At 38.5% G+C, this 15834-nt stretch carries 19 protein-coding genes, 1 riboswitch and 1 other annotated feature; of the genes, 1 reads left to right on the top strand and 18 read right to left on the bottom strand.

Annotation, left to right across the window (positions count from 1 at the left end):
- Nucleotide 1: 1 nt before the first annotated feature.
- From OPF91_RS07915 to OPF91_RS07845, 15 genes are all read right to left on the bottom strand, one after another.
- Complete coding sequence (locus tag OPF91_RS07915) at nucleotides 2-1045, bottom strand: FecCD family ABC transporter permease (protein ID WP_264988202.1); 1044 nt, start codon at nucleotides 1043-1045, stop codon at nucleotides 2-4.
- A gap of 237 nt (nucleotides 1046-1282) precedes the next feature.
- Nucleotides 1283-1466: riboswitch (cobalamin riboswitch) on the bottom strand.
- Nucleotides 1467-1531: 65 nt separating this feature from the next.
- The gene (rpmA, locus tag OPF91_RS07910) at nucleotides 1532-1831 is read right to left on the bottom strand and encodes a 50S ribosomal protein L27 (protein WP_264989133.1); all 300 of its coding nucleotides are present in this window, start codon (nucleotides 1829-1831) and stop codon (nucleotides 1532-1534) included.
- Between the two features lie 13 nt (nucleotides 1832-1844).
- Nucleotides 1845-2183, bottom strand: a complete 339-nt coding sequence (locus OPF91_RS07905; protein ID WP_264988201.1) for a ribosomal-processing cysteine protease Prp — start codon at nucleotides 2181-2183, stop codon at nucleotides 1845-1847.
- A gap of 16 nt (nucleotides 2184-2199) precedes the next feature.
- Nucleotides 2200-2508, bottom strand: a complete 309-nt coding sequence (rplU, locus tag OPF91_RS07900) for a 50S ribosomal protein L21 (protein ID WP_264988200.1) — start codon at nucleotides 2506-2508, stop codon at nucleotides 2200-2202.
- Nucleotides 2509-2522: 14 nt separating this feature from the next.
- Nucleotides 2523-2598, bottom strand: a sequence feature (ribosomal protein L21 leader region).
- A gap of 82 nt (nucleotides 2599-2680) precedes the next feature.
- On the bottom strand, nucleotides 2681-3247 hold the full coding sequence (locus OPF91_RS07895) for a site-2 protease family protein (RefSeq protein WP_264989132.1): 567 nt from the start codon (nucleotides 3245-3247) through the stop codon (nucleotides 2681-2683).
- Nucleotides 3248-3281: 34 nt separating this feature from the next.
- Nucleotides 3282-3836: a peptidoglycan DD-metalloendopeptidase family protein gene (locus tag OPF91_RS07890; RefSeq protein ID WP_264988199.1), complete on the bottom strand. Its 555-nt coding sequence runs from the start codon at nucleotides 3834-3836 to the stop codon at nucleotides 3282-3284.
- Between the two features lie 91 nt (nucleotides 3837-3927).
- Entirely contained in the window at nucleotides 3928-4725 is a 798-nt protein-coding gene (minD, locus tag OPF91_RS07885) for a septum site-determining protein MinD (protein WP_264988198.1), read from the bottom strand.
- Nucleotide 4726: 1 nt separating this feature from the next.
- The gene (gene minC, locus OPF91_RS07880; protein ID WP_264988197.1) at nucleotides 4727-5395 is read right to left on the bottom strand and encodes a septum site-determining protein MinC; all 669 of its coding nucleotides are present in this window, start codon (nucleotides 5393-5395) and stop codon (nucleotides 4727-4729) included.
- Nucleotides 5396-5424: 29 nt separating this feature from the next.
- Complete coding sequence (gene mreD, locus OPF91_RS07875; protein WP_264988196.1) at nucleotides 5425-5949, bottom strand: rod shape-determining protein MreD; 525 nt, start codon at nucleotides 5947-5949, stop codon at nucleotides 5425-5427.
- Complete coding sequence (mreC, locus tag OPF91_RS07870) at nucleotides 5949-6863, bottom strand: rod shape-determining protein MreC (protein WP_264988195.1); 915 nt, start codon at nucleotides 6861-6863, stop codon at nucleotides 5949-5951. Before mreC ends, mreD begins: the two co-directional genes overlap by 1 nt.
- Before the next feature lie 13 nt (nucleotides 6864-6876).
- Complete coding sequence (locus OPF91_RS07865; RefSeq protein WP_264988194.1) at nucleotides 6877-7896, bottom strand: rod shape-determining protein; 1020 nt, start codon at nucleotides 7894-7896, stop codon at nucleotides 6877-6879.
- Nucleotides 7897-8411: 515 nt separating this feature from the next.
- On the bottom strand, nucleotides 8412-9020 hold the full coding sequence (locus OPF91_RS07860; protein ID WP_264988193.1) for a group-specific protein: 609 nt from the start codon (nucleotides 9018-9020) through the stop codon (nucleotides 8412-8414).
- A 340-nt stretch (nucleotides 9021-9360) separates the two neighbouring features.
- Entirely contained in the window at nucleotides 9361-10032 is a 672-nt protein-coding gene (gene radC, locus OPF91_RS07855; protein ID WP_264989131.1) for a RadC family protein, read from the bottom strand.
- A gap of 32 nt (nucleotides 10033-10064) precedes the next feature.
- Nucleotides 10065-10661, bottom strand: coding sequence for a Maf family protein (locus OPF91_RS07850; protein WP_264988192.1), 597 nt, complete (start codon nucleotides 10659-10661; stop codon nucleotides 10065-10067).
- Nucleotides 10662-10745: 84 nt separating this feature from the next.
- Nucleotides 10746-11381 (bottom strand): hypothetical protein, encoded by a 636-nt coding sequence (locus tag OPF91_RS07845; RefSeq protein WP_264988191.1) that lies wholly within the window; start codon nucleotides 11379-11381, stop codon nucleotides 10746-10748.
- A gap of 156 nt (nucleotides 11382-11537) precedes the next feature.
- On the opposite strand from OPF91_RS07845, the gene OPF91_RS07840 reads away from it, so the two are divergent.
- Nucleotides 11538-12779, top strand: a complete 1242-nt coding sequence (locus tag OPF91_RS07840; RefSeq protein WP_264988190.1) for an MFS transporter — start codon at nucleotides 11538-11540, stop codon at nucleotides 12777-12779.
- 8 nt (nucleotides 12780-12787) lie between these two features.
- Here OPF91_RS07840 and OPF91_RS07835 read toward each other — a convergent pair whose 3' ends face one another.
- The 3 genes from OPF91_RS07835 to OPF91_RS07825 form a co-directional block, all read right to left on the bottom strand.
- Entirely contained in the window at nucleotides 12788-14047 is a 1260-nt protein-coding gene (locus OPF91_RS07835; protein ID WP_264988189.1) for a bifunctional folylpolyglutamate synthase/dihydrofolate synthase, read from the bottom strand.
- The gene (locus OPF91_RS07830; RefSeq protein WP_264988188.1) at nucleotides 14044-15336 is read right to left on the bottom strand and encodes a bifunctional folylpolyglutamate synthase/dihydrofolate synthase; all 1293 of its coding nucleotides are present in this window, start codon (nucleotides 15334-15336) and stop codon (nucleotides 14044-14046) included. The genes OPF91_RS07835 and OPF91_RS07830 overlap by 4 nt, the downstream gene beginning before the upstream one ends.
- A 76-nt stretch (nucleotides 15337-15412) precedes the next feature.
- A complete protein-coding gene (locus OPF91_RS07825; RefSeq protein ID WP_264988187.1) occupies nucleotides 15413-15814 on the bottom strand; it encodes a hypothetical protein in 402 nt (133 codons plus the stop codon).
- Between the last annotated feature and the right edge of the window lie 20 nt (nucleotides 15815-15834).

Below are 15834 nucleotides of genomic sequence, written 5' to 3'. Positions count from 1 at the left end.
ACTAGGATTCTCCTTCCCCAAACGAATATTTTTGCTTGCGTAGCATCCAAATAAAGAATGGTGAGCCACACAATGCCGTAATAATCCCAATCGGCATTTCCTGTGGTGCTATGACAATGCGCGCGACAATATCTGCTACTACTAAAAAAATAGCCCCTGCTAATGCACTAAATGGCAAAACATTTTTATAATTAGAGCCAACAAACATACGCACAATATGCGGGATAATCAATCCAACAAAGCCAATGCTACCACTAATTGCGACAACAACTCCTACTAATAAAGACACCGCCACAATAATAAATAAACGGAATTTTTCTAAATGGATGCCTAATGTAGTTGCTGCTTCCTCCCCCATTAGTAAAGCGTTTAGCTGGCGATAATTGATAAGCAATATGATAAATACCACTACTAATGCAAGCGCTGGAATCCAAATATTCATCCATTTTGCACCAGCTAGACTACCAAGCATCCAGTGCATCACAGCTTGTATAGCATTTTGCTGCTTTGACATCATCAATAGAAAGTTTGTAATGGCTGAAAATACAAGAGATACGGCAATACCCGCTAGCAATAAACGAATGACCGAAGTACGTCCTTGTACACGGGCTAAGCCAAAGACAATGACAATCGACAGCAGGGCAAAGATAAAGGCTGAAATAGAGAGTGCGTACATACCCAAAAAGCTAAATGCCCCTACTAAAATAACGAGTGTTGCCCCAACAGAAGCACCTGAGGAGACCCCCAAAATATACGGATCTGCGATAGAATTACGCACAATGGCTTGAATAGCTGCCCCACTAATCGCTAACGCCGCTCCAACAATAGCGGCTAATAGCACACGAGGCATACGAATTTCCCAAATAATAATTTGTTGCGCATTTCCTACCTTCTGCCCTAAATCAACACCAATTTTATCCAATAAAATTTGCCATACAGTTAAAGGCGTGAGCCCAACCGAGCCTACCATTATGGCAACAGTCATGACAATCAGTAAGCAAATCGTCAGCATAGTATATAAAATCATTAATTTTTTTATTTTCATATTTTCTCCTAATCCAAAAACTTGCAACAACTATAAAATGGTAGCCCTATCCGTCACTTTGAGCATTCTATCCGTCAGTTCGATAGGTCTATCCACCACTTTGAGTGTTCTATCCGCCACTTTATTTCTAATAAAAAAGCCAAACCCCGCTTTTACAGCAAGGTTTGGCATTCATGATAAGTATTCGCTCTATGTATATACTAAGTCCTTATCCTGAAACTCCTCCCTCCGAAAAGTTAATATCATTTTATATAAGCAGGTTTCCTGGCTGTCGAATCATTTTACTCCTACACCTTCCCAACCTTCGTCAGTGGCTTTGTAGTTTCATTCTCGTTTACAGTAGCGGGGGCTGCACTAGCTTTGCACTAGTTTCCCTTTTACCTCATCCATCACGATGAGCACTTATATAACTTTATGTAATTGTCATTATCGTAACATATTATCTACAAGAAAAAAAGGACTGCTAAATAGCAATCCTTTTGAATATTATGCTTCTTGTGATACTGGATATACAGATACCTTTTTACGATCGCGACCATAACGTTCAAATTTTACAACGCCGTCTACTTTCGCAAATAGTGTATCGTCACCACCACGTCCTACGTTTGTACCTGGGTAAATTTTTGTACCGCGTTGACGGTAAAGAATAGAACCACCAGTTACAAATTGACCGTCAGCACGTTTAGCGCCAAGACGTTTAGATTCAGAGTCACGTCCGTTTTTAGTAGAACCTACCCCTTTTTTCGATGCGAAAAATTGTAAATCTAATGTCAATAATAGTTTCATCATGTTCCACCTCCTACAGCATTTTATATTTTAGTTCGATAAATTCTCCATAACTTGCGACCATCGTATAATACTGTGTCACCATCGTTTGAAGAATAACTTGTAATTTTGCGTCTGTTTCAGCATCTATATCTTTTGAGACGATACATGATAGAAAACCACCCTGTTCGCCTTGCTCGATTGTAGGTTGTATCTTTAAAATCTGTCCAATCGCATTCACTGTGCCAAAAGCAATAGCAGATGCGCCTGCACATACTAAATCACGACCATATTCATCCGAGTAAGCATGACCTGAAATTTCAAAGCCATATGACTTTCTGTTTTCATCACTATGAATTGTAACAGTAATCATATTACACACCTCATTATTAAGCGTTGATTGCTTCAACAACTAATTTTGTGTAAGGTTGACGGTGACCTTGTTTACGACGGTAGTTCTTTTTCGCTTTCAATTTGAAAACAGTAATTTTTTTAGCGCGACCTTCTTTGACAACTTTCGCTGTTACAGTTGCACCTTCAACAGTTGGAGCTCCAACTTTAACTGTTTCGCCACCTACGAATAATACTTTATCAAATGTTACCACTTCGTCAGCTTCTACACCTAATTTTTCAACGTAGATTTCTTGACCAGCTTCTACTTTGATTTGTTTACCACCAGTTTCAATAATTGCGTACATTTTACTGCACCTCCTCTTAGACTCAGACTCGCCTGTATTGAAAGGTGATCCAAAGATACTTAAACCTTTCCAGAGCGGTTGTAGTAGCAATGGGTTGACTAGAATAAATACATTTGTTTATCCTACCAGGTGCTACAAACAATAACATTAAGATATTACCACAAAAAATTTTTTAAGTCAATCGCTTCATTGCATATTTCTCAAATGCTAAGCGATATTTTCGATAACGCCATTCTTTCCATGCTTGCAACCAAATAAATAGACAGACGACAATTAAAAATAGGACGTGTGGCAAAAAACTAATAACACCCAATAATAGACATGTAGCCATTACTAATGAAGCACCATAATAATAATCAATGACCTGTGTAGATGGACAATAAATATATAAGGAAGCGAGCACGATCCTGCCACCATCCAGTGGAATCAGTGGACAAATATTCATACATAATAAAATAAGCTGCGTTTTTACTAATGCATTAGCGAGTAATTCTGGTAATAATAAGGAAAGACCAATTCCTACAATTGTAGCCATTGGTCCACCTAAAGCAATCCACAACAATGCAGAAGGCTGTACAGTTGCTGGGTGAGCGAATTCAATTTCTCCTCCATATGGTGCAATCGTACATGACTTTACTTTAATATGGCAAAGCACAGCCATCACTAAATGCCCCATTTCATGCCATAGTAATGAACTAAGAATAATCATATACGTTGCAATTTGACCATTTATGAGCATCACCAAGATGAGAGGAATACACAAAATGTGTAATTTAATTTTCATGGATATTTGCCGATTCGAGCCATTGTACAATTTGCTCTAATGTATAATGAACGCCATCCTTCTCAATAGAAATGTACAATTGCCCCGCTTCCTTCATACCGATTAAATCTCGTTGATATATTCGTGTATATGGGAGTTGCTCGATGCGATCTAGCTTACCATATGATACCATTGTGCCATCATCATAACTAATCGTCATTGTTTTACCTGTATACTTCGTATGTCCTGTATAAACGATTAAGCCGCCTTGTCCCGCATAAATAGGTAATCCCACATCATACTTCAACAAAAAGCCTTCTCTCCATGCCTGTGCATCCGTAAACGTTAGTAATTCAGCCTGACTAATATCACTGGATACCATAATGGTAGTTTCTTTTTGATGAAACCATTCTTGTCCCAACTCTGCTAAATACGTTAAATCTGCTGATGTCATCACCACTTGCCTTACAGACGTATCCAGCACATCTTGATCTTCCAACCGAACAAGCAACATCACAATCGCCACTACAAAGAACGCAGCAAGCCATTTCCATTTTGTAAACAAGCCTTCATCCTTTTTTCACACTATATGTTCTAACATTTCGCTTCATGCAAAAATCCCTCTCGCCAACAAAACAGGTACGAGAGGGATTGTATTATTTTGAAAATAATGATTTTAATTTAGAGAACATGCCTTTTTGCTCTTCTTCAATCACCATCAATGGTACGGATTCGCCAAGGATTCGACGAGCAATATTGCGATAGCCCAAAGATGCTTTATTAGTAGGATCCATCACAACAGGTTCACCTCTATTTGATGAGGCAATGACACCTTCATTATCTGTAATAATTCCTAATAAATCAATCGATAAATGTGTTGTAATTTCGTTCACATCTAATGTATCACCATTTTTCATCATATGCTGACGAATACGATTAATGACTAGCTTAGGTGCTGTAATATTTTCTTGTTCCAATAAGCCAATGATACGGTCTGCATCACGTACAGCCGAGATTTCAGGTGTTGTCACCACAATCGCATGGTCAGCCCCTGCTACGGCATTACGATAACCTTGTTCAATCCCTGCTGGACAATCGATTAGCACATAATCATAATCACGCTTTAACTCGTCAATCAGGTTTTTCATTTGCTCAGGTGTTACAGCATTTTTATCTGTTGTTTGAGCAGCAGGTAATAAGTATAATTTTTCATCGACTCGTTTATCTTTAATTAATGCTTGATGCACTTTACAACGGCCTTCTACCACATCCACTAAATCATAAATAATGCGATTCTCAAGACCTAAAACAACATCTAAATTACGCAAACCAATATCCGTATCAACTAAACATACTTTTTTTCCTTGTAAAGCCAATGCAGTGCCAATGTTAGCGGTTGTTGTTGTTTTACCAACACCACCCTTACCTGAAGTTATAACAATTGCTTCTCCCACACTAGCTTCCTCCCTTAGACACATTTAACAATGGTCGAATATTTTTCAACACATGAATTTGATCATACGCAATACGTCCTTCATAGCCTATAAAAGCACAAGTCATTTCTGTCTGATTCATCGCCTTTAATTGCTCATCTGACATGACCTCTACCTGATCAGCAATCATAATATGTGTAGCTTCAAAGCGTGAGGCTGCAATAATAGACTCTTTTTTACCATTTACACCTGCGTGTACAATCCCCTTTAATTTGCCCAACACATAGACATTTCCGCCTGCTTCAACACGTCCATTTGGATTGATGTTGCCAACAATGACAATGTCACCTGGCGCACGTAAAACTTGCCCCGATCTGACTACACCTATATATGTATCCTGCTGACTTTCAATCATTTTCAAGTTACTCTCTTGGACAGTCAATACTTCACTATGCACATTTGAAACGATGAGCTGCTCTGTTTCCTGAACAATGCTAATTAACTCTTGTAATTGTTCTTCGGTACAATAACGATAGCCTAAATCAAGCTGTACATTGACTTTACCATCAATGCCACCTTCTAAAACCTTTTTTTTCAATTCATCTAATAACTCAACATATGCACACTGATCGTCTAGTCGCAGAACAAATCCATCCTTCGTCCCTTTCATATGCACGATTTGCTTTTTCATGAATGTCTCACCCCACATTGCTCTTTACATTAAGAAACTTCACGTGCTCTCTGTAAAACACGTGCATGAATTAGATATCTGAAAGCCCACCCTAAAATCATTAAAAATAGCGCATTGGCAATAATGGTTGGCAACAATCTTGACTGTAAAAAAACAGCTAATGGAATCGTTGTGAAATCAATTAAATAGAAAAATTGATACAGAATAAATTCTAATATCGCCACTAAAATAACAGAAACACTCGTTGTGACCACTAAATGCTGATGAATGACTTTAACGATAGATCCCGCCACAAAACAAACAAGCGGATATAACACTGAATATAATCCAATAATATCAATGTAAAAGACATCATACAAGACACCAAAAAAAAGACCATACATAACTGCACGTTGACGACTGTAATAGATGGATATAAAAATTAAATATAAAATTAAAAATCGTGGTACTAAGTAATAAATATCCCCATGTATTTCAATGGGGGAAAGCATAGCCAGCTCAGGTTCTAATAAAAAAAGTAATACAGCCACTGTGGGAATGAGGAATCGCACCATTAGTTTGTTTCCTCCTCATCCGCCTTTTGTGGATTTGTTAAATCTTGATTCGTCGCATCACCATCTGAACCATCAATCGTAATAGAAGAACGTTTGGCAATGACCACATGCTCTAAAATAGAAAAGTCCGCTGATGGCTTCACATACACCATTTTGGTTAGCCCATAATCATCTGTGCTCACCTCTGTAATCTCACCAATTGGTACACCTTTTGGGAAAATACCACCAAGACCTGATGAAATGACCTGCTCGCCTTTTTTAACAGTTAGACTAGCATTAATTCGTTTCATAATGAGCTCATTACGCTCTTTATCAAACCCTTCAATTAAACCATATGCTTCTTTTTCACCTAAAACCATTGCTGAAACACGATAGTTAGGATTATTTGTATATAATAACTCCACTTCAGACGTAAATGGTGTAACCAGTATAATTTTACCGATTAACCCTTGTGCCGTCATAACAGCCATATTGGTTTTGACTCCATGTGAAGAGCCTCTATTTAAAATAATTTTCTCTTCCCATTGATCAGGATTTCGAGCAATAACGGTTGCATGAATTGGATCAAATTCACGCAAACTATCTTTTTTATCGAGCAAGTCTTGAAGTTTTTGGTTTTGTGATTTTAAATCGGTCGCTTCTGCTTGCACAACCGCAAAATCTTCTAAACGTGCTTTTAGGCGTTTATTTTCTTCATACGTGTTTAAAAGTGAATCAATATTATTAAAAATGCCTGTAACATAATTCGCCGGCTTCGCAACAATGGATTGTGCAAAGCCGACAGTATCTTTAATAATTTGCTCGGGTAAGGTTGCGTTTGTCCGATCACGTAATGAGAAACTAATCAATGCCACAAGAAAAATCATCCCTACCAGTAGTAAAATGAGTTTCTTGTTGAAAAAAAAGTGTGGCATTGTCTAACCCCCCTTACCCTTTCATTTGTTGCTGACGAATTAAATCAATATTATCAAGTGCTTTACCTGTACCAATCGCTACACAATCCAGTGGGTTTTCTGCGATAAAGACAGGCATATTTGTTTCATGACTGATCACTTTATCTAAGTTCTTCAGTAACGCACCACCACCTGTTAGTACAATACCACGTTCCATAACATCCGCTGATAACTCTGGTGGTGTTTGTTCTAATGTTTTACGAACACCATCAATAATTGCGGCTACTGCTTCACGTAAAGATTCACAAATTTCTTTTGACGAAACCTCAATTGTTTTTGGTAAACCTGTTAATAAATCACGTCCACGAATTTCAATCATGTCCACTACATCTTCAACAAGAGCTGTACCAATTTCCATTTTAACGCTTTCTGCTGTACGTTCACCAATCGTTAAATTGTAGGATTTACGAATATACGAAATAATCGCTTGATCCATCGCATCTCCGCCAACTCTTACAGATTCACTTGTAACGATACCACCTAATGAAATAACCGCTACCTCTGTTGTACCACCACCAATATCGACAACCATCGAACCTGTTGGGTCCCATACAGGTAAATTTGCACCGATTGCTGCTGCAAATGGCTCTTCAATCGTGAAGGCTTCTTTTGCACCTGCTTGACGAGCTGCATCGATAACCGCGCGTTGCTCTACAGAAGTAATACCATATGGCACACAAATCATAACATTCGGCTTTTTCCAATTGCTACCTGAGTTTTTAGAAGCCTCTCTCAAATAATATTGAATCATTGTTGTTGTAATATCAAAATCCGCAATAACGCCATCTTTCATCGGACGAATCGCCACGATTGAACCTGGTGTACGACCAATCATATTTTTAGCATCGTTCCCTACAGCTACGATATCGCCTGTTTTTGTATTTTTTGCTACAACAGATGGCTCACGTAAAACAATGCCCTTCCCTTTAATAAATACAAGAGTATTCGCTGTGCCAAGGTCAATCCCGACATCTTTATTCCCTAATCCAAACAAATTGTGTACTCCCTTTCTATTCAAGCCTAAGCTACATGTTTTTCATTTATCTCGAATTCACAGATTGTCTATGAATTATTTACTGCCCCTCAAAACAGAATGGTGAAGACCACTGGACAAAGTTATGTGTTTGCTACGTCTCTTTGCTGGATACTTCATTATTTTCGACATAAAATCATACCGTTCATTATAACGGAAAAATACAAGAATTTGTAGTGCTACATACCACTTCTTGCGGAAAAAATACTATTTAAATGACCATACCAAGAAAAATAGTACATATAGCTTAGCATATATTTTTTATCACTAGAAGACAACCCATCACCTAGCACCAATTTCTGCTAAGAGCATAGTTGTCTCTTAAGAGATATAACGTTTTTTGTTTCAAAAGGTTCGCAGACAAAAACCTTGCCTACAACAGCAAGGTTAAAAACAGTCTTTCTTTTAAAGTAATCCATTGCTTGCGGTCATAAGTATGTACCACTTGTGTCATCCTTTTCACAAGTACAAGGTGATTAAGGTAAATTATTCAATATATTCATTACTATATTGTTTTTATTTAAAAACAATTCTTCCATTGGCAAAAGATAATGATATGGCGTAATATTTTGAGCAACTATCGTTTGTTTATCGTATAGAAGCATAATCGTTAATTGATTATTTGGTATCATGAGATTTTTCGATTTTATTGCTATGGCTAACTCATCATAAATCTCGCTTCCTTCAGCTACATACACCATTTCCACAGCTCCCTTTCCAAAAAATATACTACCCCACCAAGATTGGAATAGCCTTATACTCTCAGAAAAACCATAGTCCCCCTTTACATTCCCTTCAAAAAGCTGTCTATATAATGGAGCATCCGATTCAAGAACGCCATTGTAATCATAGTGAGGGCTTTGTGTATTTTTTCTAACCACTTCATCCCAAATACTTTTGAATTTAGCTTGAAAGTCATCGTGCTGTAATAGATTCCACTTAGAGCTATCTACAGATGGGAAATGATGTGAACCATCTCGATTGTTTAAAAAAACATTTTGAACAAATATTAAATAGTTTAAAGAATACGGGGAGTCTACTCTTAAAATAAAATGATCATTTTCAAATTCATTGACATCAAGCATGAATTAACCATTCCTTTCTTCTCTAAAATAGAAAGAACTTCTTCTAGTTTAACCTAGACTAAGCTCTTTCTTTGACATAAACATATATTTGTTATCTATTTTAAGAATTTCTGAAATTTCTTGCGGTGATTTTGATCATTAGGCACACCAATTACTCCCACAATCTAGTTAACACCTTTTGTTAAAGACACATAGACGTTTCTTCCGCTTCCAATCCCTGAACCTGTTAAGTAAGTAGTATCTTGTTATTTTCATTTCAATATCTCATATAATTTCACTTTCTAAACAGTATACCATTTATATTTTAGAAGGGAATTTTGAAGTCCACACAATGGCAGGATTAAAAATAGCCTTTCTCTTTTAAACTAATAAATTGATGGTCACCAATAATCAGATGGTCAACCAATTCAATGCCCATAATATAGCCCGCTTCAACAATTCTTTTCGTCACATCAATATCCTCTGTGCTTGGTGTACAATTACCGCTCGGATGATTATGGGCACAAAGAATAGAAGCTGCTGAACGTTTCACAGCTTCGTGATAAATTTCTCTCGGATGTACAATAGAAGCATTCAGGCTACCGATAAAAATTGTTTTTTTATGGATGATTTGATTTTTGACATTTAGAAAGAGGACAACGAAGTGTTCTTGATTGAGTGAGCTCATATCAGGCATTAAATAGGCAGCGGCATCTTGCGGGGAACGTATCGTATATTTTTCATCACTTTGTTTTTGGGCAAGGCGTCTACCTAGTTCAATCGCCGCTAGTAATTGAACAGCTTTCACCTCACCGATTCCTTTAATCGCTACCATTTCCTCCACAGTGGCATGCTTTAAATGATGGAGGCGCTCAAAAACACTGAGCACACGGTTGGCTAGCACAAGCACCGATTCTTCCTTCGTACCTGTGCGTAATAAAATAGCTAATAGCTCCTGATTGGATAAGCTCGTCGCCCCTTGTCGCAATAATCGTTCACGGGGGCGATCCTCCACATGGACATCTCGTATCATCATATCTGATACAACATCATTCAGCAAAAATGTCACTCCTTTGCGAATTGAATAATTTGTCGATTCATTAATTGTTGAAATAACGCAGTAAGTGGTAGACCAACAACATTGTTATAGTCACCTTCTATACACTTCACTAACAGTGTACCAATGGTTTGTATACCATAACCGCCTGCTTTATCATATGGATCATTCGAGTTCACATATGCTTCTATTAACGCTGGTGATAGCGAATGGAAATAGACGCTAGTTTCCTCTATAAATATGGTTTCATCGCCAGTAGGCTCTATAATAGCCACAGCCGTCATGACCGTATGTTGATTATTTGATAAACGCTCTAGATGGGAAATCGCTTCTTCACGTGTTTTTGGCTTATGCAATAATTCATTTTGAAACACGACAATTGTATCCGCTCCAATTACCGTTGCATGCGCGACTTTTTTAGCCACATCACGTGCTTTCAATAGAGCAACACCTTTTACATAGTCTTGCACTGTTGATGCCTGTACACTCGTCTCTTCCACATCACTTGTCACAATATCAAAAGGTACTCCAAGTAGTGTAAGTAATTCTTTGCGTCGTGGTGAAGCAGAGGCAAGCACCAACTGATGGTTTGTTGTCAATTTCATTGTTCATTCTCCCTTCTCCATTATCATAACGGAGAATCGGTTATTTGAAAATTTTCAAAAATGTAGCACAACTATTTTTTTATATTAAAATTTCACTTGTAAGCATGGATTTTTTGCCTTGTAATGGGCAAACATTTGCAGACGAATCACATCGAAATTACTAGAAATAGTGGAAGCAGCCTTACCAATCGACTGCCAATCTGTTGGTAATGTAGAATCCTTTAAATCCTCATTAAATTTTAATTTTGCTGCATTTTTCTCTGCCAGCGCTTTTGGCACTTCGACCATCGTTGCTTCTTGACAGCTCTCTCCACTCACATAGAACGCCTTTTTAAATGTTTTTGGATTATCTACTAATAAAAGTTGGCTTTCCTCCATGACCATACTTGTCCAAACATAGTATTTGCCCTCAACTTCCACAATGGCACTTTCCTTTAATGCTGGCTGCTCTGCCACAAAGGCACTAGCACTTTCATAGTTTGAATAGACACCTGCTTGGCTAGCATAAAATGATGTAGCATTCTTCATTTCTCCTGCTACAGGCGTTGTGGTAGTATCCTTCGTTTGCTGTGTAACGTCACTATTTTGTTCCTTCGTCGCTAGATGCGAGTTTGCTTGTAAAATACCTAAAAACATAGCTACTCCTAACAGTCCAACACTAGCGCCAATCACCATTGCTCGAATAATTTGTCGCTGCATGACACGATTCACTACTTTCATGCACATACAACCCCCTTCATTTTACTTTCTTACTATAAGTCTATGAGCAAAATAGGATAGACATACTTGTTTGATAGGTCTCATAGAAAAAGTCATTGACGAACAAAGTATAGATGATTAGAATGCAGTTAATAGAAAAGCTAAAAGGGGATTATCATGACATCTATCGAAAGTTTTATTCAATCACCAGCAAAGCTCAAACAACTATATAAACGTGTATTATTTGTTGTCAGCTTATCGCAAATTTTCGGTGGTGCTGGGCTTGCCGCAGGGGTAACTGTTGGTGCATTACTTGCACAGGAAATGCTCGGTACAGATGCCTATGCCGGAATCCCATCTGCTTTAATCACACTTGGTTCAGCAGGTGCTGCATTTGCTGTTGGTAGACTGTCACAACGCTATGGACGGCGCATCGGTTTATCTGTTGGCTTTGCAGTAGGTGGACTTGGGGCTATTGGCGTGATTATAGCGGCTTTAACTAATCATGTCATGCTGCTCTTTATTGCCTTGTTTATTTACGGAGCTGGTACTGCCACCAATTTACAAGCACGTTATGCTGGCACAGATTTAGCTAGCAAAAAGCAACGAGCTACTGCTATTAGCACCACAATGGTGATGACGACATTTGGTGCTGTATTAGGTCCTAATTTGGTCGAAAAAATGGGTGAAGTTGCTGTAGCCATTGGTGTTCCTGCCTTGACAGGTCCATTTATATTATCTGCTGTGGCATTCATCACAGCAGGGCTGACATTATTTTTATTATTGCGTCCTGATCCATTAGAGATTGCGAAAAAAATAGCAACCTACGCACAGGAAACACAATCAAACAACACAGAGCAACCAACACATAATCATCGTGGGCTGATCGTCGGCGCTACCGTCATGGTATTAACACAAATTGTAATGGTCGCCATTATGACGATGACACCTATACATATGAAACATCATGGACATAGCTTGGCAGATGTCGGGCTGGTTATTGGCTTTCATGTCGGCTTTATGTATTTACCTTCCTTGATTACAGGCATACTGGTCGATAAAATCGGACGCACAGCTATGAGTATTGCCGCAGGAATCATCTTACTTTGCGCTGGACTTGTTGCATCATTTGCCTCTGGTGACTCTATGCTCGTCTTTATCATTGCTCTTTCTTTACTTGGGTTGGGCTGGAATTTTGGGTTAATTAGTGGAACAGCACAAGTTGTAGATGCAACAGAGCCTGCTACACGAGCAAAAACACAAGGCAAGCTAGACGTTTTAGTAGCGTTAGCAGGCGCTTCTGGTGGTGCATTGTCAGGGTTGGTTGTAGCGAATGCTAGTTTTGCTATATTATCATTAACAGGTGGGCTCTTATCGTTGGCGCTTATTCCTGTTGTTATTTGGGCGAAAAAAGGGTAAAAATCCGGTTAGCTAGACGGATTTTTACCCTTTTTTTGTAGATTAGTGCGTATGTCTGTTAATAAATACAATGATCCTGTGACAATTGTTGTTGCTCGTGCAGCTGATTGCTGTTGCAAAAACCATACATAATCCTCTACTATTTCCTTGTGTGCTGCATTGGATAAAGCAAGCATATCTTTCGCAGCCATGGCACGTGGATTATTGAAGTCCACAAAATAAAAGCAATCACTTACTTGCTCTAGTAATTGAAGCACTGCCTTTACATCTTTATCTGCTAAAATCCCTACTACCATCGTAATCGGCTCATTTGGATAATGCTGCTGAATTGTTGCTACAAGCTGTTCAGCACTTGCAGGATTATGTGCGCCATCCACTATAATCGAAGGCAAAATTTCCTCAAAGCGTCCTAAAATTTTTGCTTGTCGCACGCCTTGTTGAATCGCTTCTTGCTTGATTTCGATATGTAACAGTGCAGCTATTTCGATAAAAGCTGTAATCGCTAGTGCCATATTGTTCACTTGATGAGCACCTTTCATCAAAGGCTCTAGCTTTGGCACATATAGATGCTTTAAGTGATGTACATATTGTTTGTCCAGTACATCAAAATCTTGATGTAGCGTTAAAAGAGGCGCACTTTGCTGCTGTGCTGTTTGTACTACAATTTCTCTTGCTTCATTTGGTAAATCACCAATAATAACAGGTCGAGATGGCTTAATAATGCCTGCCTTATGCTGGGCAATGCTTGTCAATGTATTTCCTAAAAACTGTGTATGCTCAAGCGCAATACTCGGAATAATGGAGACCATTGGCAAGACAACATTGGTGCTATCTAATAGACCACCCATACCCGCCTCAATCAATGCAACATCTACATCACATGTTACAAAATGCAAAAAGGCTGCTACTGTTAATAGCTCAAAATCTGTCAGTACACCGCTAAGTCCTGCCTCCTGCATTTGCTGAAATACAGCATCCATTTCAGCTACAGTCATATACTGCCCATCGACTTGAATTTGGTCGTGTACATCAACAATACACGGAGACATAAATTTTCCTACACGTAAACCATGTGCTTGGGCAATTGCCTCTAAAAAAGTGAGTGTCGAGCCTTTTCCATTCGTGCCAGCAATATGGACAACCTGTAATTGCTTTTCAGGATTACCTAGTCGTACCAAGGCCTCCTCAATTGCTGCTAATCCAGGTTTTATCACATCATCACTCTGCATATGCCATCGTTCTTTATATGGATTTAAGCCTGGTATCATCGTCCATCCTCCCCAAACCACTGTCTCGCTTCCGCAATAAAATACAGCGAACCTGTGATAATGACAACATCATCCGCTCCTTTTTTCTGTAGAACAGCTTGTAAGGCTTGACGCCAATCCTTATCATACACTTTAGCAGAATGCTTCGATAATGCCGCTAATTGCTCAGCTGGCATCGCTTGAGGTAAACCAATTTGAGTAAAGGTAATGGACGCTGCTTTCTGATCCATTAAAGCAATGCTATTGGCATGGTCTTTATCAGAAAGTGCCGCATACACAATATGATAGCGCTGCTGCGGATACACCGTTGTCAATGTTTGCAAAAGAGCTGCTGTGCCTTCTGAATTATGAGCACCGTCCAGTATAATACGTGGAGAGATTTGTTCAAAACGTCCTGCCCACTGCGCTTGTGCCAAGGCTTGACGGATATGGGCATCGGTTATGTTGACCAGCCCTTGCTCCTTCAACAACAAGATGGCTGTTATCGCTATACTTGCATTGACAACTTGGTGTAAGCCCGCCATTTTTAATGGCACTGCTGACAATATGATTTCCTTATAATGATAATCAAAAATTTGTCGGTCGGCTTCTTGGTACAGATCGTCTATAGTAAAATCTTGCCCAAATACATAACATGGTGCATGACGTTGCTTTGCTGTTTCATAAATAACAGCAAGTGCTTCTTCATTTTTCACACCTACAATCACAGGGATACCTTCTTTAATAATGCCAGCCTTCTCAAATGCTACTTTAGCAAAAGTATCACCTAAAAAGGCTGTATGCTCTAATGACACTGTTGTAATAATGGATAGTACTGGAATCACAACATTCGTTGCATCTAACCGTCCTCCAAGACCTACTTCAATTAACGCTATTTCGACTGCCTCATCTGCAAAGTATTGGAACATAATCAATGTCACAACTTCGAAAAAACTAGGAAAATCGCCATTATAATGCGTCTCAATAATCGTAGCAATTGTATTCATATAAAGTAAAAATTGCTCGTCTGAAATCGGTATACCATTGATAGTCATTCGCTCGTTGACACGCTCTAAATGTGGTGATGTAAATGCGCCTACTTTATAACCCGCTTGCTGTAACATTTCACGCAAGGCATTTACTGTTGAGCCTTTCCCGTTAGAGCCTGCGATATGAATGACACGTAATTGATCTTGTGGATTATTTAAACGTGTTAATACATCCCTCATTAACACCAATGGCTGTCGTTTATGGTCTACTGCTTTTAAAGAAAAAATAAAATCTGTACATTCCTGCATCGTTGTAAACAATCGCAAACACTCCCTTATCCTAACCGTAAGTCTATTTTAGTATAAGTGTTGAGGAATACACAGCTATTTATTTTGCTTATTGCAGTTGATTCACTCCAAGTAATGCCCCCATATCATGCAAAATAATTTTAGCATCACTATTTAAAAGAGGCGTTATTTCCTCACGCTGCATCAATTCTAAAGATGTTTTTAATGTTCGCTTCAGCATAGGAATATCAAAATTCGTGCAGTATTCATTCACTCGATTAATGATTAATAACTCTGCACGCGTTAATGGATTAGAGCCTTTTTGACTGTTTTTGCTATTCGCTAAAATATGCTTCAAAAGTACTTGGCCATTTGTATTTAATAAACGATAATATTTGCCCTCAGATAATTTCACTAGGTTTGTCTCAATTAGTACTCTAGCACTCACAAAATCCATGTCATCACAAGCTTTATTTAACTTTGTTATGATAGTAGCTATATTTCCTGTCATGATAATCCCTTCCTCTTTAT

The organism is Lysinibacillus piscis (assembly GCF_026012395.1).
Classification (GTDB): domain Bacteria; phylum Bacillota; class Bacilli; order Bacillales_A; family Planococcaceae; genus Lysinibacillus; species Lysinibacillus piscis.
Note: the sequence above shows the minus strand (reverse complement) of the source record. Positions and strands in the feature narration are given on the sequence as shown.

Bases quoted from the DNA above. Each gene is read 5' to 3' on its own strand.
- OPF91_RS07915 (WP_264988202.1), bottom strand. From the start codon at position 1,045: ATGAAAATAAAAAAATTAATGATTTTATATACTATGCTGACGATTTGC.
- rpmA (WP_264989133.1), bottom strand. From the start codon at position 1,831: ATGAAACTATTATTGACATTAGATTTACAATTTTTCGCATCGAAAAAA.
- OPF91_RS07905 (WP_264988201.1), bottom strand. From the start codon at position 2,183: ATGATTACTGTTACAATTCATAGTGATGAAAACAGAAAGTCATATGGC.
- rplU (WP_264988200.1), bottom strand. From the start codon at position 2,508: ATGTACGCAATTATTGAAACTGGTGGTAAACAAATCAAAGTAGAAGCT.
- OPF91_RS07895 (WP_264989132.1), bottom strand. From the start codon at position 3,247: ATGCTCATAAATGGTCAAATTGCAACGTATATGATTATTCTTAGTTCA.
- minC (WP_264988197.1), bottom strand. From the start codon at position 5,395: ATGAAAAAGCAAATCGTGCATATGAAAGGGACGAAGGATGGATTTGTT.
- mreD (WP_264988196.1), bottom strand. From the start codon at position 5,949: ATGGTGCGATTCCTCATTCCCACAGTGGCTGTATTACTTTTTTTATTA.
- mreC (WP_264988195.1), bottom strand. From the start codon at position 6,863: ATGCCACACTTTTTTTTCAACAAGAAACTCATTTTACTACTGGTAGGG.
- OPF91_RS07860 (WP_264988193.1), bottom strand. From the start codon at position 9,020: ATGCTTGATGTCAATGAATTTGAAAATGATCATTTTATTTTAAGAGTA.
- radC (WP_264989131.1), bottom strand. From the start codon at position 10,032: ATGATACGAGATGTCCATGTGGAGGATCGCCCCCGTGAACGATTATTG.
- OPF91_RS07850 (WP_264988192.1), bottom strand. From the start codon at position 10,661: ATGAAATTGACAACAAACCATCAGTTGGTGCTTGCCTCTGCTTCACCA.
- OPF91_RS07845 (WP_264988191.1), bottom strand. From the start codon at position 11,381: ATGAAAGTAGTGAATCGTGTCATGCAGCGACAAATTATTCGAGCAATG.
- OPF91_RS07840 (WP_264988190.1), top strand. From the start codon at position 11,538: ATGACATCTATCGAAAGTTTTATTCAATCACCAGCAAAGCTCAAACAA.
- OPF91_RS07835 (WP_264988189.1), bottom strand. From the start codon at position 14,047: ATGATACCAGGCTTAAATCCATATAAAGAACGATGGCATATGCAGAGT.
- OPF91_RS07825 (WP_264988187.1), bottom strand. From the start codon at position 15,814: ATGACAGGAAATATAGCTACTATCATAACAAAGTTAAATAAAGCTTGT.